This window comes from Auritidibacter sp. NML130574 (genome assembly GCF_003185725.2).
In the GTDB taxonomy this organism is placed as follows: Bacteria; Actinomycetota; Actinomycetes; order Actinomycetales; family Micrococcaceae; genus Auritidibacter; species Auritidibacter ignavus.
The window spans coordinates 1,319,517-1,345,659 of the sequence record NZ_CP031746.1; the positions used below are offsets into that span (position 1 = coordinate 1,319,517).

The 26,143-nt window shown below is 57.6% G+C and carries 25 protein-coding genes, 1 tRNA gene and 1 pseudogene; 6 read left to right on the plus strand and 21 right to left on the minus strand.

From position 1 onward, the window contains the following. Nucleotides 1-36: 36 nt before the first annotated feature. The 11 genes from DCC27_RS06000 to DCC27_RS06045 all read right to left on the minus strand — a co-directional run bounded on the left by DCC27_RS06000 (nt 37) and on the right by DCC27_RS06045 (nt 9,767). On the minus strand, nt 37-1,629 hold the full coding sequence (locus DCC27_RS06000) for an iron ABC transporter permease (RefSeq protein WP_110110409.1): 1,593 nt from the start codon (nt 1,627-1,629) through the stop codon (nt 37-39). A 76-nt stretch (nt 1,630-1,705) separates the two neighbouring features. Then, nucleotides 1,706-2,731 carry an ABC transporter substrate-binding protein gene (locus tag DCC27_RS06005; protein WP_110110377.1) on the minus strand — a complete coding sequence of 342 codons (1,026 nt, stop codon included), beginning with the start codon at nt 2,729-2,731 and terminating at the stop codon, nt 1,706-1,708. Nucleotides 2,732-2,783: 52 nt separating this feature from the next. After that, on the minus strand, nt 2,784-3,638 hold the full coding sequence (locus tag DCC27_RS06010) for a metallophosphoesterase (protein WP_166769877.1): 855 nt from the start codon (nt 3,636-3,638) through the stop codon (nt 2,784-2,786). Nucleotide 3,639: 1 nt separating this feature from the next. Further along, on the minus strand, nt 3,640-4,374 hold the full coding sequence (locus tag DCC27_RS06015) for a tyrosine-protein phosphatase (RefSeq protein WP_110098807.1): 735 nt from the start codon (nt 4,372-4,374) through the stop codon (nt 3,640-3,642). A gap of 183 nt (nt 4,375-4,557) precedes the next feature. Continuing rightward, the gene (locus DCC27_RS06020) at nt 4,558-5,481 is read right to left on the minus strand and encodes a MurR/RpiR family transcriptional regulator (protein WP_110110379.1); all 924 of its coding nucleotides are present in this window, start codon (nt 5,479-5,481) and stop codon (nt 4,558-4,560) included. Nucleotides 5,482-5,532: 51 nt separating this feature from the next. After that, nucleotides 5,533-6,513 carry a ribose-phosphate diphosphokinase gene (locus DCC27_RS06025; protein ID WP_110098809.1) on the minus strand — a complete coding sequence of 327 codons (981 nt, stop codon included), beginning with the start codon at nt 6,511-6,513 and terminating at the stop codon, nt 5,533-5,535. 155 nt (nt 6,514-6,668) lie between these two features. Beyond that, nucleotides 6,669-8,159, minus strand: coding sequence for a bifunctional UDP-N-acetylglucosamine diphosphorylase/glucosamine-1-phosphate N-acetyltransferase GlmU (gene glmU, locus DCC27_RS06030; protein WP_183145632.1), 1,491 nt, complete (start codon nt 8,157-8,159; stop codon nt 6,669-6,671). Between the two features lie 59 nt (nt 8,160-8,218). Further along, nucleotides 8,219-8,290, minus strand: a tRNA-Gln gene (locus DCC27_RS06035). Between the two features lie 48 nt (nt 8,291-8,338). Further along, nucleotides 8,339-9,034, minus strand: coding sequence for a metal-dependent transcriptional regulator (locus DCC27_RS06040; protein ID WP_110101130.1), 696 nt, complete (start codon nt 9,032-9,034; stop codon nt 8,339-8,341). Between the two features lie 5 nt (nt 9,035-9,039). After that, complete coding sequence (locus DCC27_RS12200; RefSeq protein WP_158524753.1) at nt 9,040-9,201, minus strand: hypothetical protein; 162 nt, start codon at nt 9,199-9,201, stop codon at nt 9,040-9,042. Between the two features lie 110 nt (nt 9,202-9,311). After that, nucleotides 9,312-9,767 carry a hypothetical protein gene (locus tag DCC27_RS06045; protein WP_110101131.1) on the minus strand — a complete coding sequence of 152 codons (456 nt, stop codon included), beginning with the start codon at nt 9,765-9,767 and terminating at the stop codon, nt 9,312-9,314. Nucleotides 9,768-9,801: 34 nt separating this feature from the next. Between DCC27_RS06045 and purF the strand changes: the two genes are divergently transcribed. Then, nucleotides 9,802-11,262: an amidophosphoribosyltransferase gene (gene purF, locus DCC27_RS06050; RefSeq protein WP_110098813.1), complete on the plus strand. Its 1,461-nt coding sequence runs from the start codon at nt 9,802-9,804 to the stop codon at nt 11,260-11,262. Between the two features lie 18 nt (nt 11,263-11,280). Here the strand turns inward: purF and DCC27_RS06055 are convergent, their stop codons facing one another. Beyond that, nucleotides 11,281-11,940: a DNA-3-methyladenine glycosylase I gene (locus DCC27_RS06055; protein ID WP_110098814.1), complete on the minus strand. Its 660-nt coding sequence runs from the start codon at nt 11,938-11,940 to the stop codon at nt 11,281-11,283. A 155-nt stretch (nt 11,941-12,095) separates the two neighbouring features. On the opposite strand from DCC27_RS06055, the gene DCC27_RS06060 reads away from it, so the two are divergent. Next, nucleotides 12,096-12,872 carry an alpha/beta fold hydrolase gene (locus DCC27_RS06060; protein WP_110098815.1) on the plus strand — a complete coding sequence of 259 codons (777 nt, stop codon included), beginning with the start codon at nt 12,096-12,098 and terminating at the stop codon, nt 12,870-12,872. Nucleotides 12,873-12,941: 69 nt separating this feature from the next. Continuing rightward, on the plus strand, nt 12,942-13,862 hold the full coding sequence (locus DCC27_RS06065; protein ID WP_246840048.1) for a LysR family transcriptional regulator: 921 nt from the start codon (nt 12,942-12,944) through the stop codon (nt 13,860-13,862). A gap of 7 nt (nt 13,863-13,869) precedes the next feature. Here the strand turns inward: DCC27_RS06065 and DCC27_RS06070 are convergent, their stop codons facing one another. Then, nucleotides 13,870-14,412: a hypothetical protein gene (locus tag DCC27_RS06070; RefSeq protein WP_110110382.1), complete on the minus strand. Its 543-nt coding sequence runs from the start codon at nt 14,410-14,412 to the stop codon at nt 13,870-13,872. A gap of 82 nt (nt 14,413-14,494) precedes the next feature. Between DCC27_RS06070 and DCC27_RS06075 the strand changes: the two genes are divergently transcribed. Beyond that, nucleotides 14,495-15,967 carry a recombinase family protein gene (locus tag DCC27_RS06075; RefSeq protein WP_110110383.1) on the plus strand — a complete coding sequence of 491 codons (1,473 nt, stop codon included), beginning with the start codon at nt 14,495-14,497 and terminating at the stop codon, nt 15,965-15,967. A 138-nt stretch (nt 15,968-16,105) separates the two neighbouring features. Here DCC27_RS06075 and rarD read toward each other — a convergent pair whose 3' ends face one another. The 6 genes and pseudogenes from rarD to DCC27_RS06100 all read right to left on the minus strand — a co-directional run bounded on the left by rarD (nt 16,106) and on the right by DCC27_RS06100 (nt 21,999). After that, nucleotides 16,106-16,990: an EamA family transporter RarD gene (gene rarD / locus DCC27_RS06080; protein ID WP_110110384.1), complete on the minus strand. Its 885-nt coding sequence runs from the start codon at nt 16,988-16,990 to the stop codon at nt 16,106-16,108. A gap of 3 nt (nt 16,991-16,993) precedes the next feature. Then, entirely contained in the window at nt 16,994-17,701 is a 708-nt protein-coding gene (locus tag DCC27_RS06085) for an alanyl-tRNA editing protein (RefSeq protein ID WP_110110385.1), read from the minus strand. After that, nucleotides 17,694-18,149, minus strand: coding sequence for a GntR family transcriptional regulator (locus DCC27_RS06090; protein WP_233492091.1), 456 nt, complete (start codon nt 18,147-18,149; stop codon nt 17,694-17,696). The genes DCC27_RS06085 and DCC27_RS06090 overlap by 8 nt, the downstream gene beginning before the upstream one ends. Nucleotides 18,150-18,158: 9 nt before the next feature. Continuing rightward, nucleotides 18,159-18,386 (minus strand): annotated as a pseudogene (locus DCC27_RS12810) (GntR family transcriptional regulator); the annotation flags it as partial. Further along, nucleotides 18,386-20,299, minus strand: coding sequence for an ATP-grasp domain-containing protein (locus tag DCC27_RS06095; RefSeq protein ID WP_168186081.1), 1,914 nt, complete (start codon nt 20,297-20,299; stop codon nt 18,386-18,388). The pseudogene DCC27_RS12810 and the gene DCC27_RS06095, both read right to left, overlap by 1 nt. A 158-nt stretch (nt 20,300-20,457) precedes the next feature. Further along, on the minus strand, nt 20,458-21,999 hold the full coding sequence (locus tag DCC27_RS06100) for a lyase family protein (RefSeq protein WP_168186082.1): 1,542 nt from the start codon (nt 21,997-21,999) through the stop codon (nt 20,458-20,460). Nucleotides 22,000-22,307: 308 nt separating this feature from the next. Here DCC27_RS06100 and DCC27_RS12420 point away from each other — a divergent pair, with 308 nt between their 5' ends. Together DCC27_RS12420 and DCC27_RS12425 are read left to right on the plus strand one after the other, a co-directional pair. Next, entirely contained in the window at nt 22,308-22,739 is a 432-nt protein-coding gene (locus DCC27_RS12420) for a hypothetical protein (protein ID WP_246840049.1), read from the plus strand. After that, entirely contained in the window at nt 22,696-23,505 is an 810-nt protein-coding gene (locus tag DCC27_RS12425; protein ID WP_246840050.1) for a transposase family protein, read from the plus strand. The genes DCC27_RS12420 and DCC27_RS12425 overlap by 44 nt, the downstream gene beginning before the upstream one ends. 817 nt (nt 23,506-24,322) lie before the next feature. Here DCC27_RS12425 and DCC27_RS06115 read toward each other — a convergent pair. Continuing rightward, nucleotides 24,323-24,967 (minus strand): response regulator transcription factor, encoded by a 645-nt coding sequence (locus DCC27_RS06115; RefSeq protein WP_110110411.1) that lies wholly within the window; start codon nt 24,965-24,967, stop codon nt 24,323-24,325. After that, nucleotides 24,964-26,076 (minus strand): sensor histidine kinase, encoded by a 1,113-nt coding sequence (locus DCC27_RS06120; RefSeq protein WP_110110389.1) that lies wholly within the window; start codon nt 26,074-26,076, stop codon nt 24,964-24,966. The genes DCC27_RS06115 and DCC27_RS06120 overlap by 4 nt, the downstream gene beginning before the upstream one ends. Between the last annotated feature and the right edge of the window lie 67 nt (nt 26,077-26,143).

Here is a 26,143-nt window from a genome sequence, read left to right on the forward strand (position 1 = left end):
CGAAGCAAGACCAGCAAGAACAAAGAACGACAGACATCAGCTGGCACGACGGGAGCCCAACCACCCGGCAAAGGACAGCCCGATCATGCCGACCAGAGCAACCACCACCGCCAGCGCAGAGGCCGCGTTGTAGTTACCGGCTTGTTGCAGGTTGAATATGGTGACACCCAGCGTTTGCGATCCCGGTGCGACCAGCAGAATGGAAATGGTGAGTTCTCGGACTGCAGTGAAGAATACAACGATGATGCCGGTGATCACCGCGGGAGTCACCATTCTGGCAGTGATGTCCAGCACCGCTCGGGCATGAGTAGCTCCCGAAATCTGAGCTGATTCTTCCAAAGAGGACGAAATGGTGGCCAACGGTGCGCGGACCTGCTGGACAACGAGGGCTATGAAAGCCATGACATACGCGCCGAGAATCACCCACGGGGTATTGAAGATCTTGAGCATCGGGGCAATGAGCAACCATCCCACCGCGATCACCAGTCCGGGCAAGGCCTGAGGCAACGTTGCGAGCACGTCGATCGCAGGGTTGAGTCGGGATCGAGATCTGGTCAGCACGATCCCAACCAACAACCCCAGCACCCCACAAATCACGGCCGCGGAACCGGCCAACATCAGCGAATTCTGGAGGCCCTGAACGGCCCCGCGGGAGGTGAGAGCGGAACCAAAATTGTCAAACGTCAGGTTCTCCCAGATCAAGGGGACTCCCGGGGCCGGCAGTAGAGCTTGCACGCTCAGCGCAACCATAGGGACGATACAGATAAGCACGATCCATGCCCACAGTGTCGCGCTGAGCAGGTATTGCATGCCCCGGCCTGGATGGGCTTTCTGCGCTACGGCTGTATCGGATAGCTGTGAGGCTGTCGGCATGCGACGTTGCGCGAGGATGGTTACGAGCGCGACGACCAGAAGCACCATTCCGATCGCCGAGGCTGCTGGAAGAGGATTCGAAATGGTTGCCGAGGCGAGGTAGCGGTATACCAGCGTGGTGAGCGTGGTATAACCCTCCGGCAGACCAATCAAAGCGGGGATACCAAAGTCGGAAAGATTCGCCACCAAGGTGAGGATCAAGGCGGCAACGATCCCAGGTCGCATCAGTGGCAGAGTCACGGTGGTCATGACCTTGAACGTCGAGGCACCTGAGATTCTTGCGGCTTCCTCAAGGTTGCCGGGGACCCGACGCAACGCCGTCGAGACCACGAGAAAAGCCGTGGGATAGGAGTGAATGGTGAGTAGGAGGATCACGCCGGATCCACCGAAGATGCTGAGATTCGCCTCGAGACCCATCTGTTCCAAGATCCGGTTGACAGGACCGTTGACCCCTAAGAGCGCCATCCATGCCATCGCGCCGATGAAGGGCGGAATCAAAAAGGGAATAAGCAACAACCAACGAATGAGTTGGGCGCCGGGGATGATCAACCGGTCTAAGACTATGGCGAAGATCACCCCCAGCGTGGTCGCGATCATCGCGGAGATGGTAGCTGAGACCACCGAATTCGTGAGCGCTTCTAGCACCGCGGGGTCGGAAAAAACCGTCAAAGCTGTGGGATCAATTCCCACCTTGATCAGCGCAACCAGCGGAACAACAACAATGAGTACCAGGGCCAGAACAACTGCCCATCGCATGATGAACAAGCCATCGGCACGTCCTGTGCGAGTTCTCGGAGCCACGTTACCCGCGGTGCTAGCCAGCTGACTCACCTTACTTCAGCAATCCATTGAAATAGGACACGGCTTCATCCTGTTCAGCCGCAATTTCTTCCAAATCAGGATTCATCAGATTAAGATCTGCCAGCTCCGGAGCCCCCTCAGGAACCCCCACGTCATCACGAACCGGAAGGTAGGACTGTTCAACAGCCATCTGCTGTCCGTCTTCGGAGATCAAGAAATCCACGAACTGATTAGCCAGTTCCTGGTTGTCACTATCAGCAAACACACCCGCCGGCTGTGACACATAAGGTGCGCCATCTTCCGGGTATACGACTTTTACCGGCGAACCTTGATCAGCCAGGTCGCGAATGACGTAATCCACCACGATGCCAAGGCCGGTGGTCCCTTCACCCACGGCCTGTCCTACGGGACCATTGGATTCCAAGATGGTGGGATCATTGGCGACCAAGTCCTCGAGCCATTGATCTCCTAGCTCATCACTCGAACGCCAAACCGCCGTGTTGAATGCGGCGGCACCAGATACGTCCGGGTTGGGCATCGCTATTTGACCTTCATAGTCCGAATTGGTGAGGTCCTGCCATAAGCTCGGTTCATCCTCTTCGGAAATAACGTCTGTATTGACAGCAATAATGGTCGGAATGAGTCGGGTCCCGACCCAGTAGTTGTCTTCATCGACGTAGGAGTCATCAAGCGAATCGGTGTTCTCCAAATTCAGCTCGGCAAGATCACCTTCTGCGGCGTAATCTTCGAAAGTGGGCACATCCGCTGCCAAAATGACATCGGCTTGAATCTCGCCGGTTTCTTTTTCGCTGGCCACACGAGTCTTCAGCTCACCCGTGCCAGCACGGAACACGTCAATTTCTGCGTCGGGATTAACCTCCGCAAAGGCATCAATGATCTCGTCGATTTTCTCTTGCGGTTCTGAGGTGTAAACGGTCAGGGTGTTATCCCCAGAGTCAGACTCGTTCATCTGTTCCTGCGCTTCATCAGCGCAGGAGCTCAAGGCAAGAGCAGGAATGAGAACAAGCGGAGCGAGCAGTTTGGTGGTTTTTTTCATGGTTTCCTCCTCAACGTTTGTCGGTGAACAGTGGTTTCGGGTTGGTCAGGGTTTAGGGGGACGAGGGAGAAGCCTCCAGAGTGAAAACCACTCTGGATGGTTCTGAACAGGGAAGAAGGCTGCTCACGATATCCGGGGGCCCTGGGGGTTCTCGTTCAACGCGAACGAATCCAAAGACCGCCCGCGCCAGGATTGTTTCTCTGGGGGCTAGGGGGTCGTTGCTATAGGCGATTCCGGGAGCAACGCTGACCGGGATTCCGGCAAAGCTGCCGTATTGATTCAGGTGGTAATGTCCGCTCAGGATCAGACAAACCCGCGAACCGGTCATAATCTCTGCGAGCCGCCGGCGAGAGTCAGAATCGAGGAGACCGCGGTGACGCAGGCCGGCGATCATCCCCGGTACCGGCGGATGGTGCAGAACTAAAACAATGTCCTCGGTGCCGTCTTGGCGGATGTGGTGTTCTAGCCAATCCAATGAGGTGGTCTCAAGCCAACCGTGTGGGTGGCCATAACCATGGGTATTGAGCCCGATGAGTCGCAGACCGGGTACCGCGATGATGCTATTGCTTGCATCGTGGGGATCAGTATGGCTGGTGTCAGGATCGTGAAAACGAGCATCGATCGCCCCCGGTTCATCGTGGTTACCTGGAACGACAAGGATCGGACAGCCCAAGCGCCTTCGTTGCTCGGTAAGAAAACCAGCGACTTCAGCGTAGGCATCATGGCCACGCTGGCATAGGTCGCCACTGATTACCACGGCATCCGGTAAACCAGCGTCACCGCGGGCGAGGGCCTCGAATGTTTGACGCAGTTGCCCCCAGGGGTCGATTGAGCCACCATACAGGGTCTGCTGGTTTTCGGTCAGGTGCGGGTCGGTTAAGTGAGCTATGTGCCATGAGTCTGCCATCTCAGGCCCCCTTCGGCTCTCGCCTCGCATGCAGATGCTCAGCCAGTACGCGTTGCTCAGGAAGGCTGAAACCAACGCAGTCAAGAAAACGCGCGACTGAACCGTAACGATGGTCTAGGTGTTCCAGTAAGTGCCTCATCGCTGAGGCGGGGCTGAGGGTATGCAATCTGAGGGCCTGAGAGAATTCTTCAGACGAGGTATCCCATTGACTCGACATCTCGGTAGCGACTTGTGCGTGGTAGCTGTCCGGTAGCTCGTCAGCACTGCGGGCATAATCGGCAACAATGATGTCCCGGTGTATTCCTGCCACCGAAAGAACCAGCGCTGCCACAAGTCCCGTGCGGTCCTTTCCGGCAGTGCAGTGAATGAGTACGCCATCATCGAGCGCCATTGTGACAGCTTTTAACACGCAGACGAGTTGAGCACCGCGTTGGGTGATGAGTCTGGAATAGACCTGCAAAATGGGCTCGTCTCTGGGAACTGGTCCCCGATAGAGCGGAATATTGATATAGCCAACGTGCTCTGGCAGTGTGTCCGGGCGCTGAAGGATCTCTTCTGGCTCACGCAGGTCGATCACGGTCCCAATCCCATCGACGGCGCACAATTCGGGAGCGGAGAGTTGAAGTTTCCCCGGAACCGACGAGCGGTAAATCTTAGCGGGGCCCTTGGCTGTGCTGGTCACTCCGGGAAGAGGGCGCAGGTTATGAATACTGTTGGGATCGCCCCACGGTGCCATCTCGCCCTCCTCACGGTATATTTCTCAACGAGGCCCACACATTTCATCGTTACTTTATCGATGAAACGGTGTTACACCCCAGTAGAACGAGCGAAGATAAATACACCGTGAACGGGTCGCGACAACGGTTTAACAATCTCAGCTAACCGATGTGACGATTGTTACCACGTGAGATTTTTTCGATTAATCCTCGACCTCAGAGATGTCAGGTTCGAGCGCGTCGGACAGTAGCGGACCCAGTTTTTCTGAAGGTCCCATGTGAGGTTCGGCATCGTGAAACACGAGACGCTGAGCGGCGAGACCTAAGATGTTGAGCACCAAGGTGTGGGAAATTCTGGACACCAGCACTTCCTGGTCGTCGTTTCGGCTTCCAGCAGTCAACGTCAGGTCTGCTTGTTGAGCCAGAGGAGAAATCCCAGAGCTCGTAATAGCGATAATGAGTGCCCCCGCAGTTTGGGCGGCTCGCACGGAGTCGAGAGTGTGTTTATTGGCTCCCGAGTAGCTCACCGCAATACAGACATCCCGCTCAGAGAGCATCCGAGCAGTAAATTGTTGCCCCAGGACATCGACGGGGGCCACGGCGGTTAAGCCTGACATGGTGTAGCGTAGCGCGGCCTCTTGGGCCGGAATTGCTGAACCTCCGGTGCCGACTAACAGAATGGTCTTCGCCGACGCCACCGCAGTGACCGCCTGCTCCATGACCTCGCTGGCAAGCATTCGCTCAGTCAGGGCGATTTCGCTCTGGGCAGCAGCAAAAACATCTCGACTCAACAACTGCAACGCGGACAGCTGCACGGCACCGCTGACCTGCCCCTGGGCAGTGGCCACCTGCGACTGGTCAGCTTGGGCGAGAAGAGACCGAGAGATCTCATCCTTCAGCCTCTGAAAGCCTGAATAGCCCAAATTCTGTGCGGCTCGCACGACGGTAGCCGCCGATGTTTGAGCGCGAGCAGCCAGATCGGTGGCAGATAGATCAGGTATCTGTTCGAATGCCTCGATGACTGCCACGATGACTTTACGTTCCGCCGGGCCCAGATAGGTCGCGTCAGTTTTCAGACGCTCTATCAGCGATCTGGGTGTCTGCGCAGGCGAGTGTGGGACCATCATGGACTCGACAAAGTAACGAGGGCCGGCTAGTGATCGGCCGATCGCCAGTTCTTAGGCGTTGCCGTCGAACAGGCTGGTGACAGAACCGTCTTCGAAGACTTCCTTGATGGCCCGCGCTATCAGTGGAGCGATGGAGAGCACGGTGAGGTTCTCGAACTTTTTGGCCGCCGGAATCGGTAAGGTATTGGTAACCACCACTTCACGGGCCCCGCACTCGGCTAACCGCTGGGCGGCAGGGTCGGAGAAGACCGGGTGAGTAGCGGCAATAATGACATCTTTCGCCCCGGCTTCTTTCAGCACTCGCACCGCACCGGCGATGGTGCCACCGGTATCGATCATGTCGTCGATCAGCACACAGGTGCGACCCTCGATCTTACCGACCACGGTTTTCGACTCAGCTTTGTTCGGAGTAGTCAGGTCACGGGTCTTGTGCACGAAAGCCAGCGGGACACCGCCCAGCCGATCGGCCCACTGCTCGGCGACCCGCACGCGTCCCGTATCCGGAGAGACCACCGTAACCTCGGAGTCGCCAACCTTGCCACGAATGTAATCGGCCAGGATGGGCACTGCGAACAGGTGATCCACCGGTCCATCGAAGAACCCCTGAATCTGAGCGGTGTGCAAGTCCACCGACATAATGCGGTCGGCACCAGCGGCCTTATAGAGATCAGCGACCAGGCGTCCGGAAATAGGTTCGCGTCCACGCCCCTTTTTGTCCTGACGCGCGTACGGGTAGAAGGGCGAGACCACGGTGATCCGTCGTGCTGAGGCACGCTTCATCGCATCGACGAGCAAGAGCTGCTCCATCAGCCAGTTGTTTAACGGTGCTGGGTGCGCCTGGATGACGAAACAGTCTTTACCACGCACCGATTCGCCGGGGCGAACGTAAATCTCCCCGTTGGCAAAGTCGTAGGCTGACAGCGAGAGAAGCTCAGTACCCAAGGCCTCGGCAATTTCATCGGCCAACTGGGGATGCGCCCGGCCCGAAGCCAGGACCAGCTTCTTATTTTCGTGATGACTAATCTCGCTCAACGATCGACTCCCTCGACAGAAATGTGCGTGCGATAGTTCTTGCAAACTACACTATGTAGTTTTTGTCCTCAACGGCAGGCCTGAGAGGTTCTTGTCTTCCCGTCGCCGTTGTGGAAGTTGTGTTGTGGCTCGTCATCACAGCGAGATGCTAGTGACTAGTTCGCGGACCGGTCGCCATCGGTGTGTTCAGATGCTTCTCCAGCGGCTTCTGCGGCTCGAGCGGCAGCCGTACCGGGACGCTTGGTGATGGTCCAATTCTCAATGGTGCGCTGAGAAACCTGGTTGATGGCCAGGGCCCCAGCGGGCACATTGTCTCGTACCACAGCGCCCGCACCCGTGTAGGCGCCATCGCCGATTTCTACCGGAGCAGTAAAGACGGTATTAGATCCAGTGCGCACCTCGGAACCGATCACGGTGCGATGCTTATTGACCCCGTCATAGTTTGCGGTGATATTGCCACATCCAATATTGGTGTTCTCTCCAATCTCGGCGTCGCCGGCATACCCCAGGTGGGAGAGTTTAGACCCAGCGCCTACGGTGACATTCTTGGTTTCATAAAAGGCACCGATTTTGCCGTTTTCTCCCAGGACGGTACCGGGGCGCAGATAGGTGAATGGTCCCACTTTAGCTCCCGCAGCAATCATTGCCTCGGTCCCATCGGTACGCTTGACGGTCGCGTGCTGACCGACATGGACATCGGTCAGCGTGGTGTCTGGGCCAATGGTGGCGCCGGGAGCAATCCGAGTAGAGCCGTGGAGCTGGGTTCCCGGCTTAATGGTGACGTCGGCGGCCAGCTCAACCTCTATGTCAATCCAGGTGGTGGCCGGGTCAACGATGGTCACGCCCTGACGCATCCAAAAATCAGTGATCCGACGATTCAGTTCGGCGCCCAAGGCTGCCAGCTGACGACGGTCGTTCGCGCCTTCAACCTCCCACACATCGGTGGTGACCCAACTGGCGACCCGGCCGCCCTCGGCGCGGGCCAGGCTAAGCACATCCGTCAAGTACTTCTCACCCTGAGCGTTATCGGTGGAGACCTCGGCCAGCGTACGAGCCAGCACTTGAGCGTCGAAAGCATAGATCCCAGAGTTGATCTCGTGGATGTTCACCAGCGAGTCATCGCCGGTTTCCTCGGCATGACGTAGCGCGTCCTTGTGCTCGACGATGCGCTCCACAAGGCCCTGGTCATCGCGGACGATACGACCGTATCCGGTGGGGTCGGAGACCTCTGCGGTCAGCACGGTCACGGCGTTACCCTGGTCATGGTGACAGGCCACCAGCGTGCTCAGGGTTTGCGGGGTCAGCAACGGGACGTCACCGTAGGTGACTACCACGGTTCCGGTCGTGTCGGCCGGCAGCGCCTGGAGCCCTTGTTCCACGGCCCGACCGGTGCCCGGAATCTCGTCCTGGTCGGCGATAACAACCTCGGGCACGAGTTCTTGCAGGTGTGCCACCACACGATCGCGTTCGTGACGCACTACCGCCACGAGATGTTCAGGGTTGACGCTCTGAGCTGCGTGAAGCGCATGGCCAACGAGTGAGCGCCCGCCGATTTGATGCAGGATTTTCGGAGTAGAAGATTTCATCCGAGTGCCCTGGCCGGCCGCCAGAACGATCACGGCTACTGGAGCGGGAGGCTGAGTCACCTGGTCACTTCCTTTGGTCATCGGCACAGAGTGAGATGAAGGCTAAAATCGCTCTCCAGTTCCGCCACTAGGATTCGAACCTAGACCGCGCAGCTTCAAAGGCTGGCGTGCTGCCGTTACACCATGGCGGATCACGAACACCCCAAACATTGTGCCATACTTCCGGCCGTGAGTCGGAATCAGGACGTTTCAGGCGAGGACAAACGGTACACCCAAATGCTATTCGTGGCGTCAACTCCCAGCCAGACCGGCTCGGTAGATGCCTCGCCGACTGAGACGGCCATCGAGCCCGAATAAGGCGCCGACGGCACGATCGTGAATTCCACTCCGGGGTGTAGTCCCTGGCGGTCGAAAAACTGTAGCATCGCCGGATCCGCATCTGAGATGCGCTCAATACGGGCCCGGTCTCCTACGTGTAACACGGACAAGCAGTCGAGCTCGGGGGCGTCAATACTGCCATCCCTGCGCGGGATGGGATCACCGTGCGGATCACGGGTCGGGAATCCGAGGTGTTGGTCAATGCGATCGATCATCATGTCCGAGACCGCGTGCTCGAGCGCGTCGGCTTCTTCGTGAACCTCATCCCATCGGTATCCCAGTGTTTCGACCAGAAAGGCCTCGATCAGCCGGTGGCGACGCACCATGTCGATGGCATAGCCCGTTCCTTCGGCTGTGAGTTCCACTGAACCATAGGGCTGGTGGATCACGAGTTGTTGGTCAGCCAATTTCCGGACCGCATCCGATGCGGAGGATAACCGCACCCCGATTTTTTCGGCGAGAACTTTGGCCGTCACGGGATCTTCAGAGTATTCCTGCAACGTCCAAATGGCTTTGAGGTAGTTCTGTGTAGAGGCCGTAAGATCGGTGACCGACATAACCTTTAGGTTATCAAAGCTCCCCCGGTCACCGACTGGCTCCGGACCATCCGTATCTCGGTCAGCCCTTCCCAGTCGCCGGTGAGTTTTTCGCTTTGTCCATCTGCTACAAAGCCGTGGCGGGCATAGACATCTCGGGTGTCCTGATCTTCAGCGAGGACCCACACCAACGCTGGACGTCCGGCTAAGACCGTTTCTCATAAGGTGGATCGCACCCTGAACCGGGGCTGTCGGTGTCTTGGTCCGGCCGTTCACGCTGTTCCCAGACGGGGTGAACCTAAAGCATACCCATCTGAATCCCCACCCCGGTCTCGGCATCCTCAGGTAACACCGGAGTAGCTCCCGCCACTGCTATAATCCCAGAGGTCTCGGAAAAATCTTTGGGCCCGGTCTCTGCAATGACCAGATCGGCCTCGGCAGCCAAGCCACGCTGAGACCAGGCCACGTCCTGGTCTAGTCGTTCTTCCAGCCGGGTGAAGAACCGCTCGTCGCCCAACCCGGCATATACCTTTACCTTGCGATTGGCTAGGTTCCGCATCCGCAACGCCGGAAGAACATCGGGGTGCTGGGCAGTTCGGACCGCCAGGTCTGCCGGGTGGTCCTTGTGGTGGTTGTGAATCATCGGGGCGACACGTTCTGTCTGCTGTGCTGTCTGTGCATCGGCTGGTGCTGGTAGTCCCGCTGTCTTCAAGTACACCGTCGGTACCGAATAGTGATTTAATGGTTCGGTCATCTGCCGTATACCCATGTAGAGGGAGCTCACCGTCGTGTGTGGAATTGTCGGTCTCGTTTCGACCAGCCCGGTTAACCAGAGTATCTATGACTCATTGTTGCTGTTGCAACATCGCGGTCAAGACTCCACCGGTATCTCAACCTACGATGAACACTCCACTTTCCACACCGTCAAACACCGCGGGCATGTGCGCGAATCCTTCCGGACCCGGGATATGCGTACTTTGCTGGGCAATGTGGGGTTGGGGCATGTCCGCTACGCCACCAGTGGTTCGGCCAGCAATGAAGATGAGGTGCAACCTTTTTACGTCAATGCCCCGTACGGCATTACCCTGGTGCACAACGGTAATATCACCAACACACGCGAACTGACCAAAGAGCTCTTCCACGTTGACCGCCGGCATCTGAACTCCTCCTCGGACACCGAAATTTTGCTGAATGTTCTGGCTAACGCTCTGCAAAACTCGCTGGTTGGTAAAGAGCCCACTGAAGATGACCTGTTCCAAGCTGTCTCCACCGTCCATCAGCGTGTCAACGGCACCTATGCAGCGATTGCCTTGATAGCCGGTTATGGCTTGCTGGCATTCCGTGACCCCTTCGGCATTCGCCCACTGGTCTTGGGCCGTCGGTTTGATGACAACGGGGACCCCGAATGGGTGGTGGCCTCCGAGTCTCTGGTTTTGGCCTCCGGTGGATATGAGTTGGTCCGAGACGTCGCTCCAGGTGAGGCCATTTTCATTTCCGATAGTGGAAAGCTCTTCACCCGGCAGTGCGCAGAGAACCCACGTCTGGTTCCGGATGCCTTCGAGTACGTGTACTTAGCACGTCCGGACTCGACCCTGGACGGGATCTCGGTCTATCAAGCACGGTTGCGCATGGGCGAGACCCTAGCCGCCAAGGTTCGCGCCACTTTGGATCTGGGCGATATTGATGTGGTGATGCCTATCCCAGATTCCGGGCGTCCCACCGCCATGGAACTGGCCCGTTCCCTTAACCTGCCTTACCGCGAAGGTTTCTATAAGAACCGCTATGTGGGTCGTACCTTCATCATGCCTGGCCAGAAGGTTCGAAAGAAGTCAGTGCGTCAGAAACTCAATGCGCTACCCGAAGAATTTCAGGGCAAATCGGTACTGCTGGTCGATGACTCCATCGTGCGCGGAACCACCTCCAAACAGATTGTCCAGATGGCCCGGGATGCCGGGGCACGCAAAGTGATCTTCGCGTCGGCGGCGCCGGCGATCCGCTACGCCAACGTGTACGGTATCAATATGCCCACCCGAGGCGAATTGGTTGCGGCAAACCGCACCGAAGACGAAGTAGCCCAAGTCATTGGGGCTGACCGGCTGGTCTACCAAGAAGTGGATGCCATGGTGGAGGCCATCACTACTGGATCTCACGTCACCAATTTGGAGCTGTCGTGCTTTACGGGCCACTACACCACCGGCGATGTCACCGAGGAATACCTCAGCTGGATTGAGGCCACCCGAGAGTCTTAGCACTATCCCTGCCCCAGGTCACCCGGTTTCGTCCCATGGCCTTTTCATCCGGTTCCCTTGGGAATCAAAAAGACCGGAGACCCCGCGCCGGAACGAACCCAGCAGATGGGTATCGACCATCCCAATAGCCTCCATCATCGCGAACATATTGGTGGGCCCCACAAACCGGAAACCGGATTTCTTCAGCGCGCGAGCCAGCGCTACCGATTCAGCTGACTGTGTGGGCACCTCATCGCTGGTGCGTGGCATGGGCGTCGTCTCTGGATGAAACGACCACACCAACTGCACCAGCCCGCCTTTATCGCGCAGCGCACGCGTCGCCACAGCATTGGCAATGGTTGCCCGAATTTTCCCCCGGTGTCGAATAATCCCATCAAGGCGTACCAAACGCTCCACCGTATCCTCGTCGAAGGTCGCGACCTCATCGGGGTCGAACTGGCAGAAGGCTTTGCGAAAGGCGGGGCGTTTAGTCAAAATGGTGCGCCAAGATAGGCCGGTTTGGAAGACTTCTAAGCTGATCCGCTCAAAAAGCCCAGCTTCATCCGTGATGGGGACACCCCATTCGGTGTCGTAGTAATCCTGCATCAGCTGACTACTCATCGCCCACGGGCTTCGGGCGGTGCCGTGAGCATCGGCGATGACGCCTCTGCCCTGTCCTAGAGAGGTGCTGTCATCCATACGTTCAGTGTGCCTGAAAACACCACCCCAAAAGCAAACATGAGGTAAATTTCTTCAAACCTTGGTGTTACAGTATGTACACCGGTCCGAAAATCGACTGTCCATTTTGTAAGGATCTTGCATAGCCCAACCCTCGAGAACGAAGAAGAGTTGCCATGACTGCCACAGTTGATGAGTTCATTCATCAGTACCCCGGAGAGTCTCACCCCGTGGTGCTCTTGCACGGTTTACTCACCTCCGCGAAGTACTGGAATCCGGCGCGCAGACGACTAACCGCTGCCGGCTACCGTGTGGCGACTGTTGATCTGTTGGGCTTTGGACGCGCAGCTCGTGTTCCAGCTGCAAGCTACGATTACAACGAGCACGTTGAGCACGTGAAAAATGCGTTGCTGTCGATCAGTGGTGGCCAGCCTGTCGTTCTGGTGGGACACTCCCTTGGTGGCCTGATTGCTCTCAAGTTAGCTCGCAAGTACCCCAGCCTCGTTTCCGAACTCGTCATGTTCAATGCGCCACTTTTCCGAGACTCCCATGAGGCCAAGGCCAGCATCGAACAGACCAACAAGCTGTATAAATTCCTGATGACCTCGCGCTTCCGCTCCGTCGGCTGGGGCGCGGCTCATTTACTGGGTTTCCGTGTCTGGGGACGTCACAGCACTCGAGCGCGGGAAGGCGCACTGCGGCGGGTGATTTTTCGAGGCAAAGGGATTCACCACCTGGAACAGATCACCGTCCCCACCACGGTCATCACCGGCGCTTCCGACCGTGCGGAGTACCTGAACAATTTGCAACAGGCATCGCTGCCGCCGAATGTGCGAGTCATCGTTGCCCCAACCGGACACCATCTGCCTGCCCAGGCACCACACTATGTTACCTGGACGATGGATTTACTCTCCGGTGGGCTTCGTCCGGAGCACACCGTTCCCGCTGTGTAGCTCGTTCCCCCCGTATATTAGGTGAGGAAATATTGATACGCAGACCGTACTAATATCTCGCGGGGGAGCATGATGGAAGTCCAGCAGGCCAAAGAATTCCTGGCGGTCGCCCGGGAACTGCACTTTGGTCGTGCTGCGAAATCCCTCCGCATGGCCCAGCCGCCTCTCTCGCGGGCGATTCAGCAGCTAGAACGTGAACTCGGTGCAACTCTTTTTGAGCGCACCACACGGACGGTGTCTCTGACTCCAGCCGGTGAAGCCTTACTACAGCCCGCTCAGCATCTCATTGCCGCCTCGAATCAAGCTCGTCAAACGGTAAAGGACACCATAAGTGGAGCGGCCGGGTACGTGCGGATCGGATTTGCCGGCGCATCAGTCAATACCCAGGTTGCACGGTTAGCCAAAGCCTTGCGAACAGAACGCGCTGGGTTGCGCCTAGAGTACAACTCAGCTCAGTTCTCTCACCAGGCGTTGCAATCAGTGATGGACCACAGCGTCGATCTGGCCATCGGGCGATGGGATTTCCTCCCGGCAGAAATTAGTTCTCACCTGATGGGGCTTGAAGAAGTCATTGTGGCCTTACCAGCGTCCCACCGCTTGGCTGGTCGGCCCGCGGTCAATCTCAGAGAACTCGCTCACGAGAATTGGATTTCTTTGCCCTCCGGGTTTGGGGCCGCCCTACCCAACCGCTTCAATGCTCTGGCCAATACCGCCGGATTCGTTCCTCGCGTCACACAGACCGCGCCTGATTCCTGGACCTTGGTGGTCCTCGTGGCCGTGGGGATGGGGTGTGGTATCACCCTGGATTCCGTGGCTACCAATGTGCCCCACGAAAACGTGAGCTTCGCCAGAATTCAGGACATCTCCCAACCTCCGCTGGAGGTGCGAATGATCTGGCGACGTCACGATGACAACCCCGCCCTGCATGCGGTCGTAGATTTGGCCCAACGGATCTTTCCCAGCCCACCAACCCAGCCGGACGGGACTTAAAAGCTGGTTAGCTTTCTACCGCTTCGAGCAACTCCAACCAACGGGATTCCTTGGTATCAATCTCTTTGCGGAGCTCGGAGGCTTGGGCTGTCAGGTCCGCAAGCCCTTCGAAATCTGTCTGGTCGTGAGCGGCCATTTTTTCTTCTAGCTCAGTGAGTTCGGTGTTGAGTTTCTCCAGTTTGCGCTCAATCGAGGACGCTTCTTTCCGCGCAGCGTGTTTCTCAGCCCCAGACAAGCCACGTGACTGCTCGTCACCGGCGACGTTGTCAGCGCCGGAGGAATGGTGTTGTTGCTGTTTCTGGTTCCTCGACGGTGTCGTCTTGGCTTGACTCTCAGCCTGTTCGGCCAGCTGGAGATACTGGTCGACGCCACCGGGCAAATGCCGAAAGGTCCCGTTGATGATGGCATATTGCTGATCGGTGACGCGCTCAAGCAGGTATCGGTCGTGGGAGACGACCAACAAAGTGCCAGGCCAGGAGTCCAGCACATCTTCCATAGCCGTCAGCATTTCGTGGTCCACGTCGTTGCTCGGTTCACCGAGCATTCCCATGGATTATCCGGAGGAGCACCTGCCCGCCATGGGAACCAACGCACTGATCTACACCCGAGCATCTATGGACCGATAGAACCTGATGAGGTCCACCGGCGACCAAGAGACCGACTGCCGCACCTGGTACGACCAGCAGGAATGGACGGTTGGCAAAGTCATCACCGACGCGAACCGATCCGCATCGAAGTGGCGCACCCGCGAGCGCGAGGGCTTCCAGGAAGCGCTCACCCTAATCGCTTCGAAGGAGTACGACGCCTTCGTCACGTTGGAACCTTCTCGTGCAGGGCGCGCAATGCTGGCGTATGTGCAGTTGCGTGCAGCGTGCCAAGAGGCCGGCGTCCTGTACCTCACGAAGGGCCGGGTCTACGACTTCTCCCGTCACGACGATAGCTTCATGATGGGCCTGGAGTTCCTCACCGCCGAGAAGGACGCCGCGATCATCCGCGACCGCCAGCGGCGCACGGTTCGCCTGAACGCCAAGAAGGGACGCCCGCATGATCGCCTACCTTATGGCTACCGACGTGTCTACGACGAGTTCACCGGGGTGCTCATCCGTCAGGAGGTACACCCTGAGCACTCGGCCGTGATCGTCTCCGCGACCGAGGACATCCTCAAAGGAGTGCCCATCCATGCCATCACGACGCGTCTGAACCTCGCCGGTGTTCCAACGCCGATGAAGCCATACTCTGAGCACTCCCGGGGATGGATGAACATGACGCTTCGGCAAGTGCTGCGAAATCCCACCATCGCTGGGCTACGCGTGTACCGGGGCGAGGTTATCGGTGAGGCCGACTGGCCTGCGATCCTTGCACGAGAGAAGTGGGAGCGCGTGAACCGCGCCTTGGAGGACCGCTCTCGTCGCCATCAGCATTTCGACTCTGGCAACCCGAGCCACCCGAAGTGGCTGCTGTCCCACATCGTTAAGTGTGCCTTCTGCCTGCGACCGATGGTGCGCATCCCCTCAGGGGCTCCGAGGGCTGATGGCAGCCGCCGCAACAATTACACCTGCGCCTACCCCGGATGCCGAAAGGTCAGCGTTAGCATCGATCCCACCGATGCTTATGTGGTCGGCGCATTACTGGGGTGGCTGACGAAGCCGGAAAGCCTCGCGGTGATCGGTGAGCCGGGCAATGACTGGATGGCGACCGTGCGTCAGGTCGAGGAACAGATGGCCGCTCTGCGGAAGCGGCTCGATGAGGCGGCAGAGGAGTATTCGGCGGGCAATATCACCTTGGCGATGCTCGCGTCGATAGAACAGCGCGTGAACCCGCAGATTGAAGAGCTCGCCCGGGGCGCAACGCCTCCGGTCTCCGACGAGGGCGTACTAGCCCTGATCCAGGCCGAGGATGTGGAAGAGGCTTGGGAGCGCTTGGACCTAATTGAGCAAGGAAGGTTGATCAAGATGCTGCTTGAGGTCCGTGTCGGCAAGGCGACCCAGATGGGCGGGAAGTTCGATTCGACCCGAATCAAGGTCAGCCCTCGCTATGCCCCTGAGCCGTCATATCAATGGCAAACACATGACGCGAATGAAACGTTGCAGGTCGACAATCCCTAAGGATCAAGAACACTACATGGCGCAGACATCTGACTACGAATCTTCGTCAACCTGACTCTGCTTCAGCGCGTAAGGACCTCCGCATCCAGCAGCCTTCGCAATCGAAGGTACTCGTGCGGAGGCCCCAACGCTACGCAGCTACGTGCTGTTAGAGATCTGCCGTCTGGGCCGATGACCATCAAAGAGGTACAAGGCGACACCCGTGACAATGCAGAGAAGGGCCAACGCCTGTAGACCAGAAACAACCTCATCGAACATTGCCACACCTAGTGCCAGCTGGACGACTGGAAGAATAAACTGCAACATTCCAAGCGTAGAAAGGGGCACGGAACGAGCATAATGCGACAATACGATCAACGGGACCAAAGTCACAAGACCACTCACGACCAGAAGGGACCATGTGGACCCACCGATACTATCTCCAGGAGTAAGTACCCCTGCAAGTAACAATACAATTGCTACCGGTGCGAGAATGGAAGACTCGGCAAACATACCGGGGACAGCGTCTATCTTCACCGTTTTCTTGATTGCACCATAGACGGAGAATGTCACAGCTATTCCAAACACCACGAGAAGGCCGATTCCCGAATGCCCCCAACCATAGACGAGGGCGCCGCCAGCTGTTAGAAGTATGGCGGCCCATTGCCATCCCGAGATGGACTCCCGAAAGAATATCGAGCCCAGCAGAACACTGAGAAGTGGGGCAACAAAGTACCCGAGGGCGGCATATGACACGAACCCGCCATTGACTGCCCAAATATAGATGCCCCAGTTTGCGGCAATAACGATTGACGAGAATATGAGACGAGCTGAGATCCCGGAGAATACTGGTCGAGTTTTGCCGGATCGCGAAGCTGTTATCGTTATTATGAGTAGCCAGATTCCGCTGAACACCGTGGCCCAGACGATTCTATGTGCGAGCACGTATGTGGAATTGACATTATCAAGTAGTTTCCAAAAGAGTGGGAGTAGCCCCCAGACGACATAGTTGAGCGCTACTGCACCTGTCGCTTTTCGTGGCATCCCTTAGATCACCGTAAACTTAAACCGCTTTGAACCTCTCCCTGCCGAGCTGATCTTCCCTGCCTCAATACCTCCGACTTCGGCGAGGTCACGTACGTGTGTCCCTCCGTCAATTTCGCGATCAATTCCGTCGATTTCAATGACTCGATAGTGAGATGAGTTAGTCATCGGCGCCCTGTTCTCAAGAAGCTTGACCAGCTCAGGAAACTTCTGCGCTTCCAAAGCAGGAATATAGTCGATTGAAACGCTCGCGCCCTGGGAAATGGCGCGGTTCGCCTCGGCGACAACCCGCTCGATGCCTGCGCGATCGATTTCGGGGCTGAAATCAATCCGTCCTCGTCCATCGGACATACCGCCTCCTGCTACACGTGCTCCGTACAGAGTCCACGCCAGGCCGACAAGGCAATGATAGGCCGTGTGTAGTCGCATGGCGTGATAGCGACGGTCCCAATTCAGCTCAAACTCCGCTTCATCAGGGTGAGTAGAGACAGTGTCGTTGAGCTGCACAAGGACCTGACCGTCGCGTATGCCTTCACACGTCACTGGGACAGAATCGTCGCCTAGTTTAAGCAATCCATGGTCTGGCACCTGTCCGCCACCTCCAGGATAGAAGGCACTCTTGGCGAGCGTAATTTCCGTCTCGCTGAGCCACTGGATAGGAGATGTCCAATTCTTTAGGTAAGAATCGTCTAGCTCTAGTCTCTTAGACATCCTTTCCTTCTTTCTCGTCGTCTCGTAGCCAACCAGTCACTTGTTTACGGGCGGAGTTCCAATGTGCGGTAATCAAGCGAGATGCGTCATCGATGTCATCGGAGAGTAGAGCATTTAGGATCTCTTCGTGTTCAGTGGAGCTCGTCTCGGGAGCAAGATCGTGCGTGAGGTACATTGTTATGTATCTCGATAGCGCGTTTCGGACATAGTCGGAAATCACGACCAAGTGCGGGTTGCCGGTCAGCGACACGATAGTCTCATGGAATTCTCGATCCGCAAGCCAATACTCGAATAGCCCGACGTCAATTCGCTCCTGAGATCTCCTGAAAGCCGTACGAAGCTGAGCTTTGTCGTAATCCTTACCAGCGAGGGAATGGACGGCCTGACGCTCGATACCAACAATGCAGTCATATAACCAGTTAGCGTCCCGACTGGAGGTATTAGCCACACGGAATCCCTTGAAGGTTCCCGTTACGAGTATCCCGGAATCGCTGAGCTTTAATAGAGCCTCACGTGCTGGCGTGCGGGAAACTCCAAACATCTCCGCAGCACCTTTCTCGGTGAGGGTGCTCCCGGGGGCTAGTTCACCAATGGATACAAGACGGATTATCTCGGAGGCCACTCTTTCTCGAAGTGACGGCTCTCGTTTGAGGATGCTATCCACGACGCAAACACCTTCTTCCACTATCGTTCTTTGCTTTTTGCGGCGAGTCTTTTAATGAAGGGAATCCCCAACTTGCGGAGGCTGAGCTTCACCTCTTCCGCTGGGGTTCTGTTCTTTGTTAAGTACAGTCTGCTGGGTTCCTTCGGTTGATGTCTGCGGACATCGTCCGGTACTTGTGCGTTTCTTGCGAACCGTCGAGTCGAAGGGAAGTGAAGTGATCGGATGAACCTTTCGAAGGAAATGAGTTCGCCCAAGCAGTAGGCATGCTCGACGCTTCGAGCCGTTGCAGCCGGCGTGCGTGAGTAGTCAAGGATTGTGCCATCGTCGACCTTCGGCGTGACTTCATGCAGTGTTGATCCCACAAGTAGTTCAAGGTCCCTTTCCGCTGCCTCGTGATAGTAGGCGTAGAAGTAGCAATGGTTGCCCCGATAGTTCGGAAGCCAACCGCCATGGATATTCAATACAGGTGGGCGGGCGTGATCTAGCAGTCGTTTAGGTACTACACCACACCCCTTGAAGACGATGTAGTCCAAGCGAGGCTCTGACGGGAGGGCGTAGTCGGGAGCGAGGGCCAGGTTGGCGAATACGCGCTGGTTGCTCGGTCTGCTCAGCTTGTCGTAGACGAAGAACTCCTTTGTTCGGATACTGGCGGTTCTCATCAGGACGCGCCTCGTACTGTGGTACCGCTGGGCAAAGCGGTTGCGGAGAGCCTTGATTGTTCTTGGTCGCCCGGAGACTTCCCGGCCATCAATGACTTCCTCGGCAAGATGCTCGGTCGCCTGCAGGCGATGGGAGAGGAACTCGTGGCTTGATTCCGTGCCCCTGACAAGACCAACCGGGCGCTTGTGGTGCTCTCGCGTCCAGTCTACGAGCGTGGTGCCTCCGGGGACGTCTTCGGTCACTGCCGTCGAGCTACCCCAGGTCACCCGATGGACGGCTTCACCTACGTGCCTAGAAGCCAAGACGCCAGTACTGCCCACACAGATCACGTGCCCGATTCTGTCTCGAAAGTCCCCATTGACAGGGGTACCCAGTTCCTGAAGACGATGCGGGTACACCTCGAGGTCGACGACACCCACGCTGTTCCACGCCTGCTCCAGCCCGCCAGGCCGCGGCGCCCCATCTACCTGGCGAACCATGAACTCGATAGCGGCTCCGCGGAGAGGTTTGATATCAGCTGGTCTGTAGCCCGGCTCAGTGGCCAACCTGATGGTCTCGATGATGGGGTCGCAGTTCGTTGCGAGGCGAACTAGGTCAGGGATGCGGCCGCCAGCGAGCCGAGGATTAATCTCGATGACTTTGATGTGACCAGTACGAACGTCCCGAATGAGCTCAACATGCGCAGCACACCCATCGAGCTCCAACGCACTCATCGCCTGGGTCGCGGCGCGAGTAAGCTGATGTAGCAGATCCTCATCGTCCGATGCCGGGAACTCATGGCCGAGCTCTATCCCCAGGCCGTTCGTGCGTTTAAGGCACACCCCAAGGCAGATGGAACCAAGGAACTCTGCAGAGTACTCCGCACCAGGCACTCGCTCTTCCAGCAGCATCTGGCCTGGGCTTGGCACGGAGGCAGGGAGGTCCTCCGGGGCACGGATGATCGAGACCTCCATGGAACCGGTCCCGCGTTGTGGTTTTGCGACGAGCCCATCGGGGCAACGACGAAGCGACTCCGCCCAGTCGACCTCCCCGGCGTCAGCGAAGCATGGGTTCAGCGTTGTATCCGCCAGTGCCCTACGGGCCGCATACTTATCCCGCGCCGTCTCCACAGCGGCTGGATCAGGCCCCGGCAACCCCATCCTTCGCGCCAGGGCAGCAGCCGCAAAGGCTCCGGCATCGCTACTGCTAGTAACTCCCACGACTGTAGTTTGATCTATGCCATGGTCAACTAGGGTGGAGAGAATCACGTCCGGTGACGTTTTCTCCACCTCCACGACTTGGACCTCGGGAAACCCGATGGAGGAATACTTGGTCGAATCGACGGTAACAAGGATAGGAGTGAGTCCCAACGCGCGAGAGCGAGATACAAAGTCCGCTCCTGTTCCTGAGGTATTGCTTTCGATCAATAGCACATAACGAGGTGGTGTTGACGTCATCGGAGAAGTTCCTCGACTTCCTTTCGCAAATTCGCTGCAGACTTATCGACTCTGCCGCGAACCTTTTCGAGGGTGCTAGATAGCTTTTCGCGATACTCGCCCAGCCGGTTGCAAATCCTTCTCGTCTGTACAGCAGAAGGCCCAGCGCCAAACTCGGCCGGCTCAACCGCTTGACTGCTCTCGCCGACGCTCCGCGATGCGCTAGGCATCTGCATTTTCGTTCGCACCGTTCGCACACTGTTGTAGGCTTCTCTGAAGGCCACTCCATCGCGCATGACCGCTTGTTCGGCCTCGAAGGTGGCACCCACATTCCCTTGACGCATGACCTGCCGGGCGATGTCCACTTGAGGCACGGCGCCGTCGAGATGCCAGTCCACAAGCGTTGCGATTCCTCGATACCCTTCGACAGCAGCTGAAAATCCGGAGATAGCCTCGGAAGACACTTCGATGGTGTTCGTGTACGGCGCGGACTTCATGGAGACGAGCGATTCCATGTGTGCTGCAATGATGCTGGCGCACCGCGCCTTGATGTTCTCTAGGACGAACGCGTTGCGTTTTTGCGGCATGATCGAACTCTGGCCCACAAGGTTGTCGGGAAAATATACAAGCCCTACGGCTCCCGATGACCAGAACTGCAAGTCGGCAGCCACGCGCGAGTACAGCGTTGACAGTTCGGCGAGCTGGCCGAGTACCAATGATGCTGCGGATCTGTCAACGACCGTAGCAATGGAGCCTAGTGGCCCTTGTGTGTACCCCAAGAGGTGAGCTGTCATCTCAGGATCAATAGGGATGCTCGTTCCGTAGCCGGCACAAGCACCGAGAGGACAGCTGTCGAAGTAGCGTTCCATGGCCGCCACCTGCCGACCGATCAGCGCTACACTGACCCCCACGTTGGCCAGATATGCCCCGAAGGTTGAAGGCATAGCCGGTTGGGCGTGGGTGAATGCAGGAAAAGGCGCGTCAGCATTCCTCGTCTTCAGGGCCTTCTCGTAATTACGTACGGCATTTTCAAATCGCTGCACGTGATGCGCGGCATCATCAAAGACCACTTCCTCGGTTTCTACCGCTCCCATGGTCTCCGAGGCGTCGAATGTCGCCACCACGAAGTCCGGTAGCACGCCCGAGAACCGTCTCAGCGTCGTTGATTTGCGGGAAGCAAAGAGCAACTTTTCCGGAGTCGAGAACATCGTTGGGTCTGTCGCCCCCTCGACTTCATGGCATATCCGAGCGATCTCAGCGGCGCCGATCCGCAGATCGAGGGCATGGCCCACGCATCGCAGAGCGGAGATCATATCCGTGGTGGAAGAGCCCAATCCTCTTGAGACGGGGATGAAGCCGGTGAAGCTCAGTTCGACTCGCGCATCTTTGACTCCGAGTATGTCCATGACGGATGTGACCGCGGCGACAACTTTCGGCTTGTGGGGTGTGGTTGCAACCTCGATGCCGGTATGGGGCGTGAGCTTCCCGTGCGCGCGGGAATGCCACCGCTTATCGGGCAGGATGACAAGGGCCGTTTCAATGGACTCGTGCAGGCGCACAGGCCCTTGGAGCAACTCTCCGTGATGCCCTGAGGCGGTCGCTACTCCGAGGTCCGACTCAAGGGCACCTGCGTTCGGGAGTTCGATCGTCCGGGGCAGCGTCTGGAGGGCCGCTCCGAGTGTGCCAGGTGATGTCCTCATGCGGTTCAGTATGGTGTATACACCATACTTTCGCAAGACGTCGACGAGACTCATAGAAAGTCCCCGCGTAGTAAGGGGTCGTGCCTCACAGAATAATCCCCGCGAAATCCTTCTCCCGGGCCACCAGGCACGACGACGAGGGGGTCATGGTCGACAAGGACGTATCTATGAGCAGCCGAATCGAGATCACGAAGAACTACGCCACCGCCTACACGCAAGCGCCGAAGAAACCTAAAGCCGCGATCCTCGATACCGTCACCGAACTCACCGGGTGGAACCCCGACCACGCCCGCCAGCAACTCACCCGCCGTACCCGGCAACGCAAAGGACGCGCGACAGCCACAGTCGCGGTCATCGACAGGCCGAAGACGAAGGCCCGCAAATACTCCTACGACGCGGTCAAGATCTTGCCATACGTGTGCTCGATCGCCGGCGGCATCTGCGGTAAGTACCTCGTTGCAGCCATGGAAGGCCTGCTGGACTGCCTCGAAGCCCACCCACCTGATCCCGGGCAAAGGCCGCTACAACCACAGCGTGCGTGCCGAGCTGTTAGCGATGAGTCCGGCGACCATCGACCGGTACCTCAAACCAGTCCGTGACAAGGACCCCCTGCCTGGGAAGTCAGCGACGAAGCCCGGGAGCCTGCTGCGTAACTCCATCACCGTGCGCAAGGCCGGTGACGAAGTCGACGACGAACCCGGCTTCTTCGAAATCGATACCCTCGCCCACTGCGGCCCGACTCTCAACGGCGAGTTCGCCCGCTGCGTGAACGACACCGACATGCACACCGGGTGGGTCTATACCCACCCGATGAAGAACAACGCCTCGACCCACGTCGTCGATGCCTGCACACAACTCGTCAATACTGTGCCCTACCTGGTGACCGGACTCGACTTCGACAACGGGTCCGAGTTCATCAACCACAACCTCATCGACTGGGCCGCTGACCGCAAGATCTTCTTCACCCGGGCACGCCCGGATACGAAGAACGATCAGGCCACCATCGAGTCGAAGAACAACCACCTCGTGCGCCGGTACGGGTTCTCCTACCGCTACGACACCGCGCCCGAGCTGGAGCTACTGCAACGCCTGTGGCCGTTGGTCAACGACCGCCTGAACTTCTTCACTCCGAGGAAGAAACCGACCGGGTATTCCACCGATCGTGTCGGCCGGCCGCGAACGCGTCTACGACTCTGCGAAGACACCGTATCAACGATTGCTGGATTCCGGGATCCTCAACGCCCAGCAGAAACAAGAGCTTCAGAAGTACCAGGCAGGTCCGGATCCGGTCGACCTGGCTGCCGAGATCGATCAGATCCAGCAACGGTTGATCAAGCTCGCCGCGACCAAGACCGCGAAGCTTGAACGCGAGATCGAGAAAGCTCAGGCCCAACCGGATCCCGCGGGCATCAAAATCCACCACACCCGGGCCGGCTGAGACCCCGGTTAGCGGGGAAAATATGTGCGAGGCACGACCTGCAATTCCCGGGGATCTTGACATGAGGCACTCCGGGTTCCGGCACGAACATGAGGCAACGGAGGGCCGACGTTCGAAGGTCCGGACAGTGCAAGCTGTTTCGTGATCAGGTGAAGGGTGGGGATCTCAAGACCATGGGGCCTAGAACGCGCAGGCCACAGATGGCTCGGAACCGTTGAGGAAGGCCATGATCGACGCGCAGGGCTCGCGGTAGGAGGTCGAGTCCGCGTCCTGGGGGTGCTTTAGGGCCTCGACTGGCCATAGGATCTGCGTGAGGTCACGGCCTCGTCGCTCCCGGCCGGCTTGAAGAGCAGGCGGTACTGTCTGCCGGTCTGCCAGGCGCCCTCGGCGACCAAGCAGTAACCGGCCCCGTTGCCGGTCTCGGCCCATTCGCGGTGACTGATGCCGCCGTTAGATCGGTAGCTCTCGAAGTTCGTGCCGCTCCAGCGGCGGCCCTGGTGTTGCTGTCCACCTAGATCCAGGACATGCGTGCGTTCCCCGCTCACAGCCGTAGCAGTGAAGTGCGGCCTTGCGGCAGCTCAACGTCCAGGCCAATTGCTTTCCATAACAACGAGCAAGCTCAAGAGGGTTCTGTGTCGATCGAGCCTCCAGTTATGACGGAGTCCGCTCTAGCTCCGACCCTCAACTCCGGACGCGTGGCTCACTCCGCGAAGCCCGAAAGATCATAGACTAAGCCTGTGATCGCTAACGCAAGAAACCGTCCTGGAGACCACGCAGTACTGCATTGGTTCGATCTTTTGAGCCCAATTTAAAAAGGATCGCAGAGACGTGGTTTTTAACGGTTCCATGCGATAGTGTTAGCGCTTCTGCAATATCCTGGTTGGTGTAACCCGACGCCATGAGCCGTAACACCTCAATTTCTCGATCAGTCAATTCCGGTCGTTCGTAAGCCCCGGAGGAAGGAGGGGCGGGCACCGACGCAGTCGCTCGCAAGAGACGGTCGGTAATAGAGGGCGCTATGAGGGTGCCCCCGTTGGCAAGCGTGGAAACTGCGTCCTTGAGTTGCGGAACACTGATATCCTTGAGCAAATACCCTTGCGCTCCGGACCGGAGAGCGTCGAATACGAGGGTACTATCATCAAACGTTGTCAGCACTAATACCGGTGTTTGATCGCCCTGCCGGCGAAGATGCTCAAGCGTCCAGATACCATCATACCTGGGCATCCGTAGATCCAGCAGCACAACATCAGGCTGAGTTTGGGCAATGATGTCGAGAGCAGTGGCGCCATCGTCAGCCTGGCCAACGACTTTAATTTCGGCAACTTCAAGGAGGGTAACGATGCCCTCCCGGATAAGAGTCTGGTCGTCAACAACGACTACGCGTGTCATCGAGTCGGCATCCATGCTCGAATTTGAAACCCTTCTTCTCCAGCGAACTCCGCTTGCCCGCCAACTTGAGCAAATCTTTCTGTGAGGCCTCGAAGGCCATTGCCAGGCACGACAGATGTCGACCCCTTGCCGTCGTCTCCCGCGGACAGTGTGACCCGTTGCGTACCGCCCTCGATGAGTATAGAGAGTTCGCGGGCTTCTGCGTGACGTAGTGTATTTGTCACGATCTCCTGCACCGACCGGAGAAGAATAATTTGCTGCTCTTCATCGACGTTAAGGTCACCTGAAACTTCGACCGTGACTTCAAGGTTCGGGACATTATCACCGAGCTCGCGTAAAGTATCAGCGAGTGTGGATACCTGCGAAGTCCGAAGATCCGAGACGGTATCACGGACATCCGTGAGGAGAGACCTTGCGACAGACTGCGCAGCATCCAGATGAGACCCGCGATCGGATTCGTTCTGATACTTCACCGCCTCCAGCTTGAGATTTAACAACGTCAACTGATGACCAAGAACATCATGCAATTCCCTTGCGATCTGCAAGCGTTCGGCCGAACGCGCTGTCTCGCTGAGGATGGCCTCGGCGGTCTGTCGGGCCACGTAGGCCTCGGCCAATTCAGCGCGCAGCAACTGTTCTCTGCGAAGCATATAGAAAATGAATATTAAAGACAGCTGAAGAAGCAGAAAGAATGCGCCGAACCCGAACAGCATCAACGGATTTTGAACAACGATACTGATTGCCAGGACACCAATGGCCGTGTTCGCTGCGACAATAGCCAGACTTAGCCGGGGGTTCAGGACATAAACGCCGGTTGCGGCAACCGCAACAAATATTGTGGAAAGGCCATACAGAGTTGCCAGTGGTGCGGTTAGTAGTAGCACCCACGATAGTGGAACTAGCACAACGTAGAGGAATCGCTGAAGAGCTGTTCTCTTCTCGACTCTCCAGAGCACAAGCAAAACTGCGAATACGACAATGAACAACCCAGTCCATATAGGCCAAGGTAGAAGCAGGTCAACTGCTCCAAGGAGCGCAGGTAGAGCAGAGCCTCCGACAAGAAGCGCCCCAACGACGCCGGTCCACTTCTCCATCTGCCAGTTGTGCATCCCTCTAGCTTAGAGCGCGAGCTACACGCCCACCAGTGACCAGAGTCATGGTCTCAAGTTCTACCTC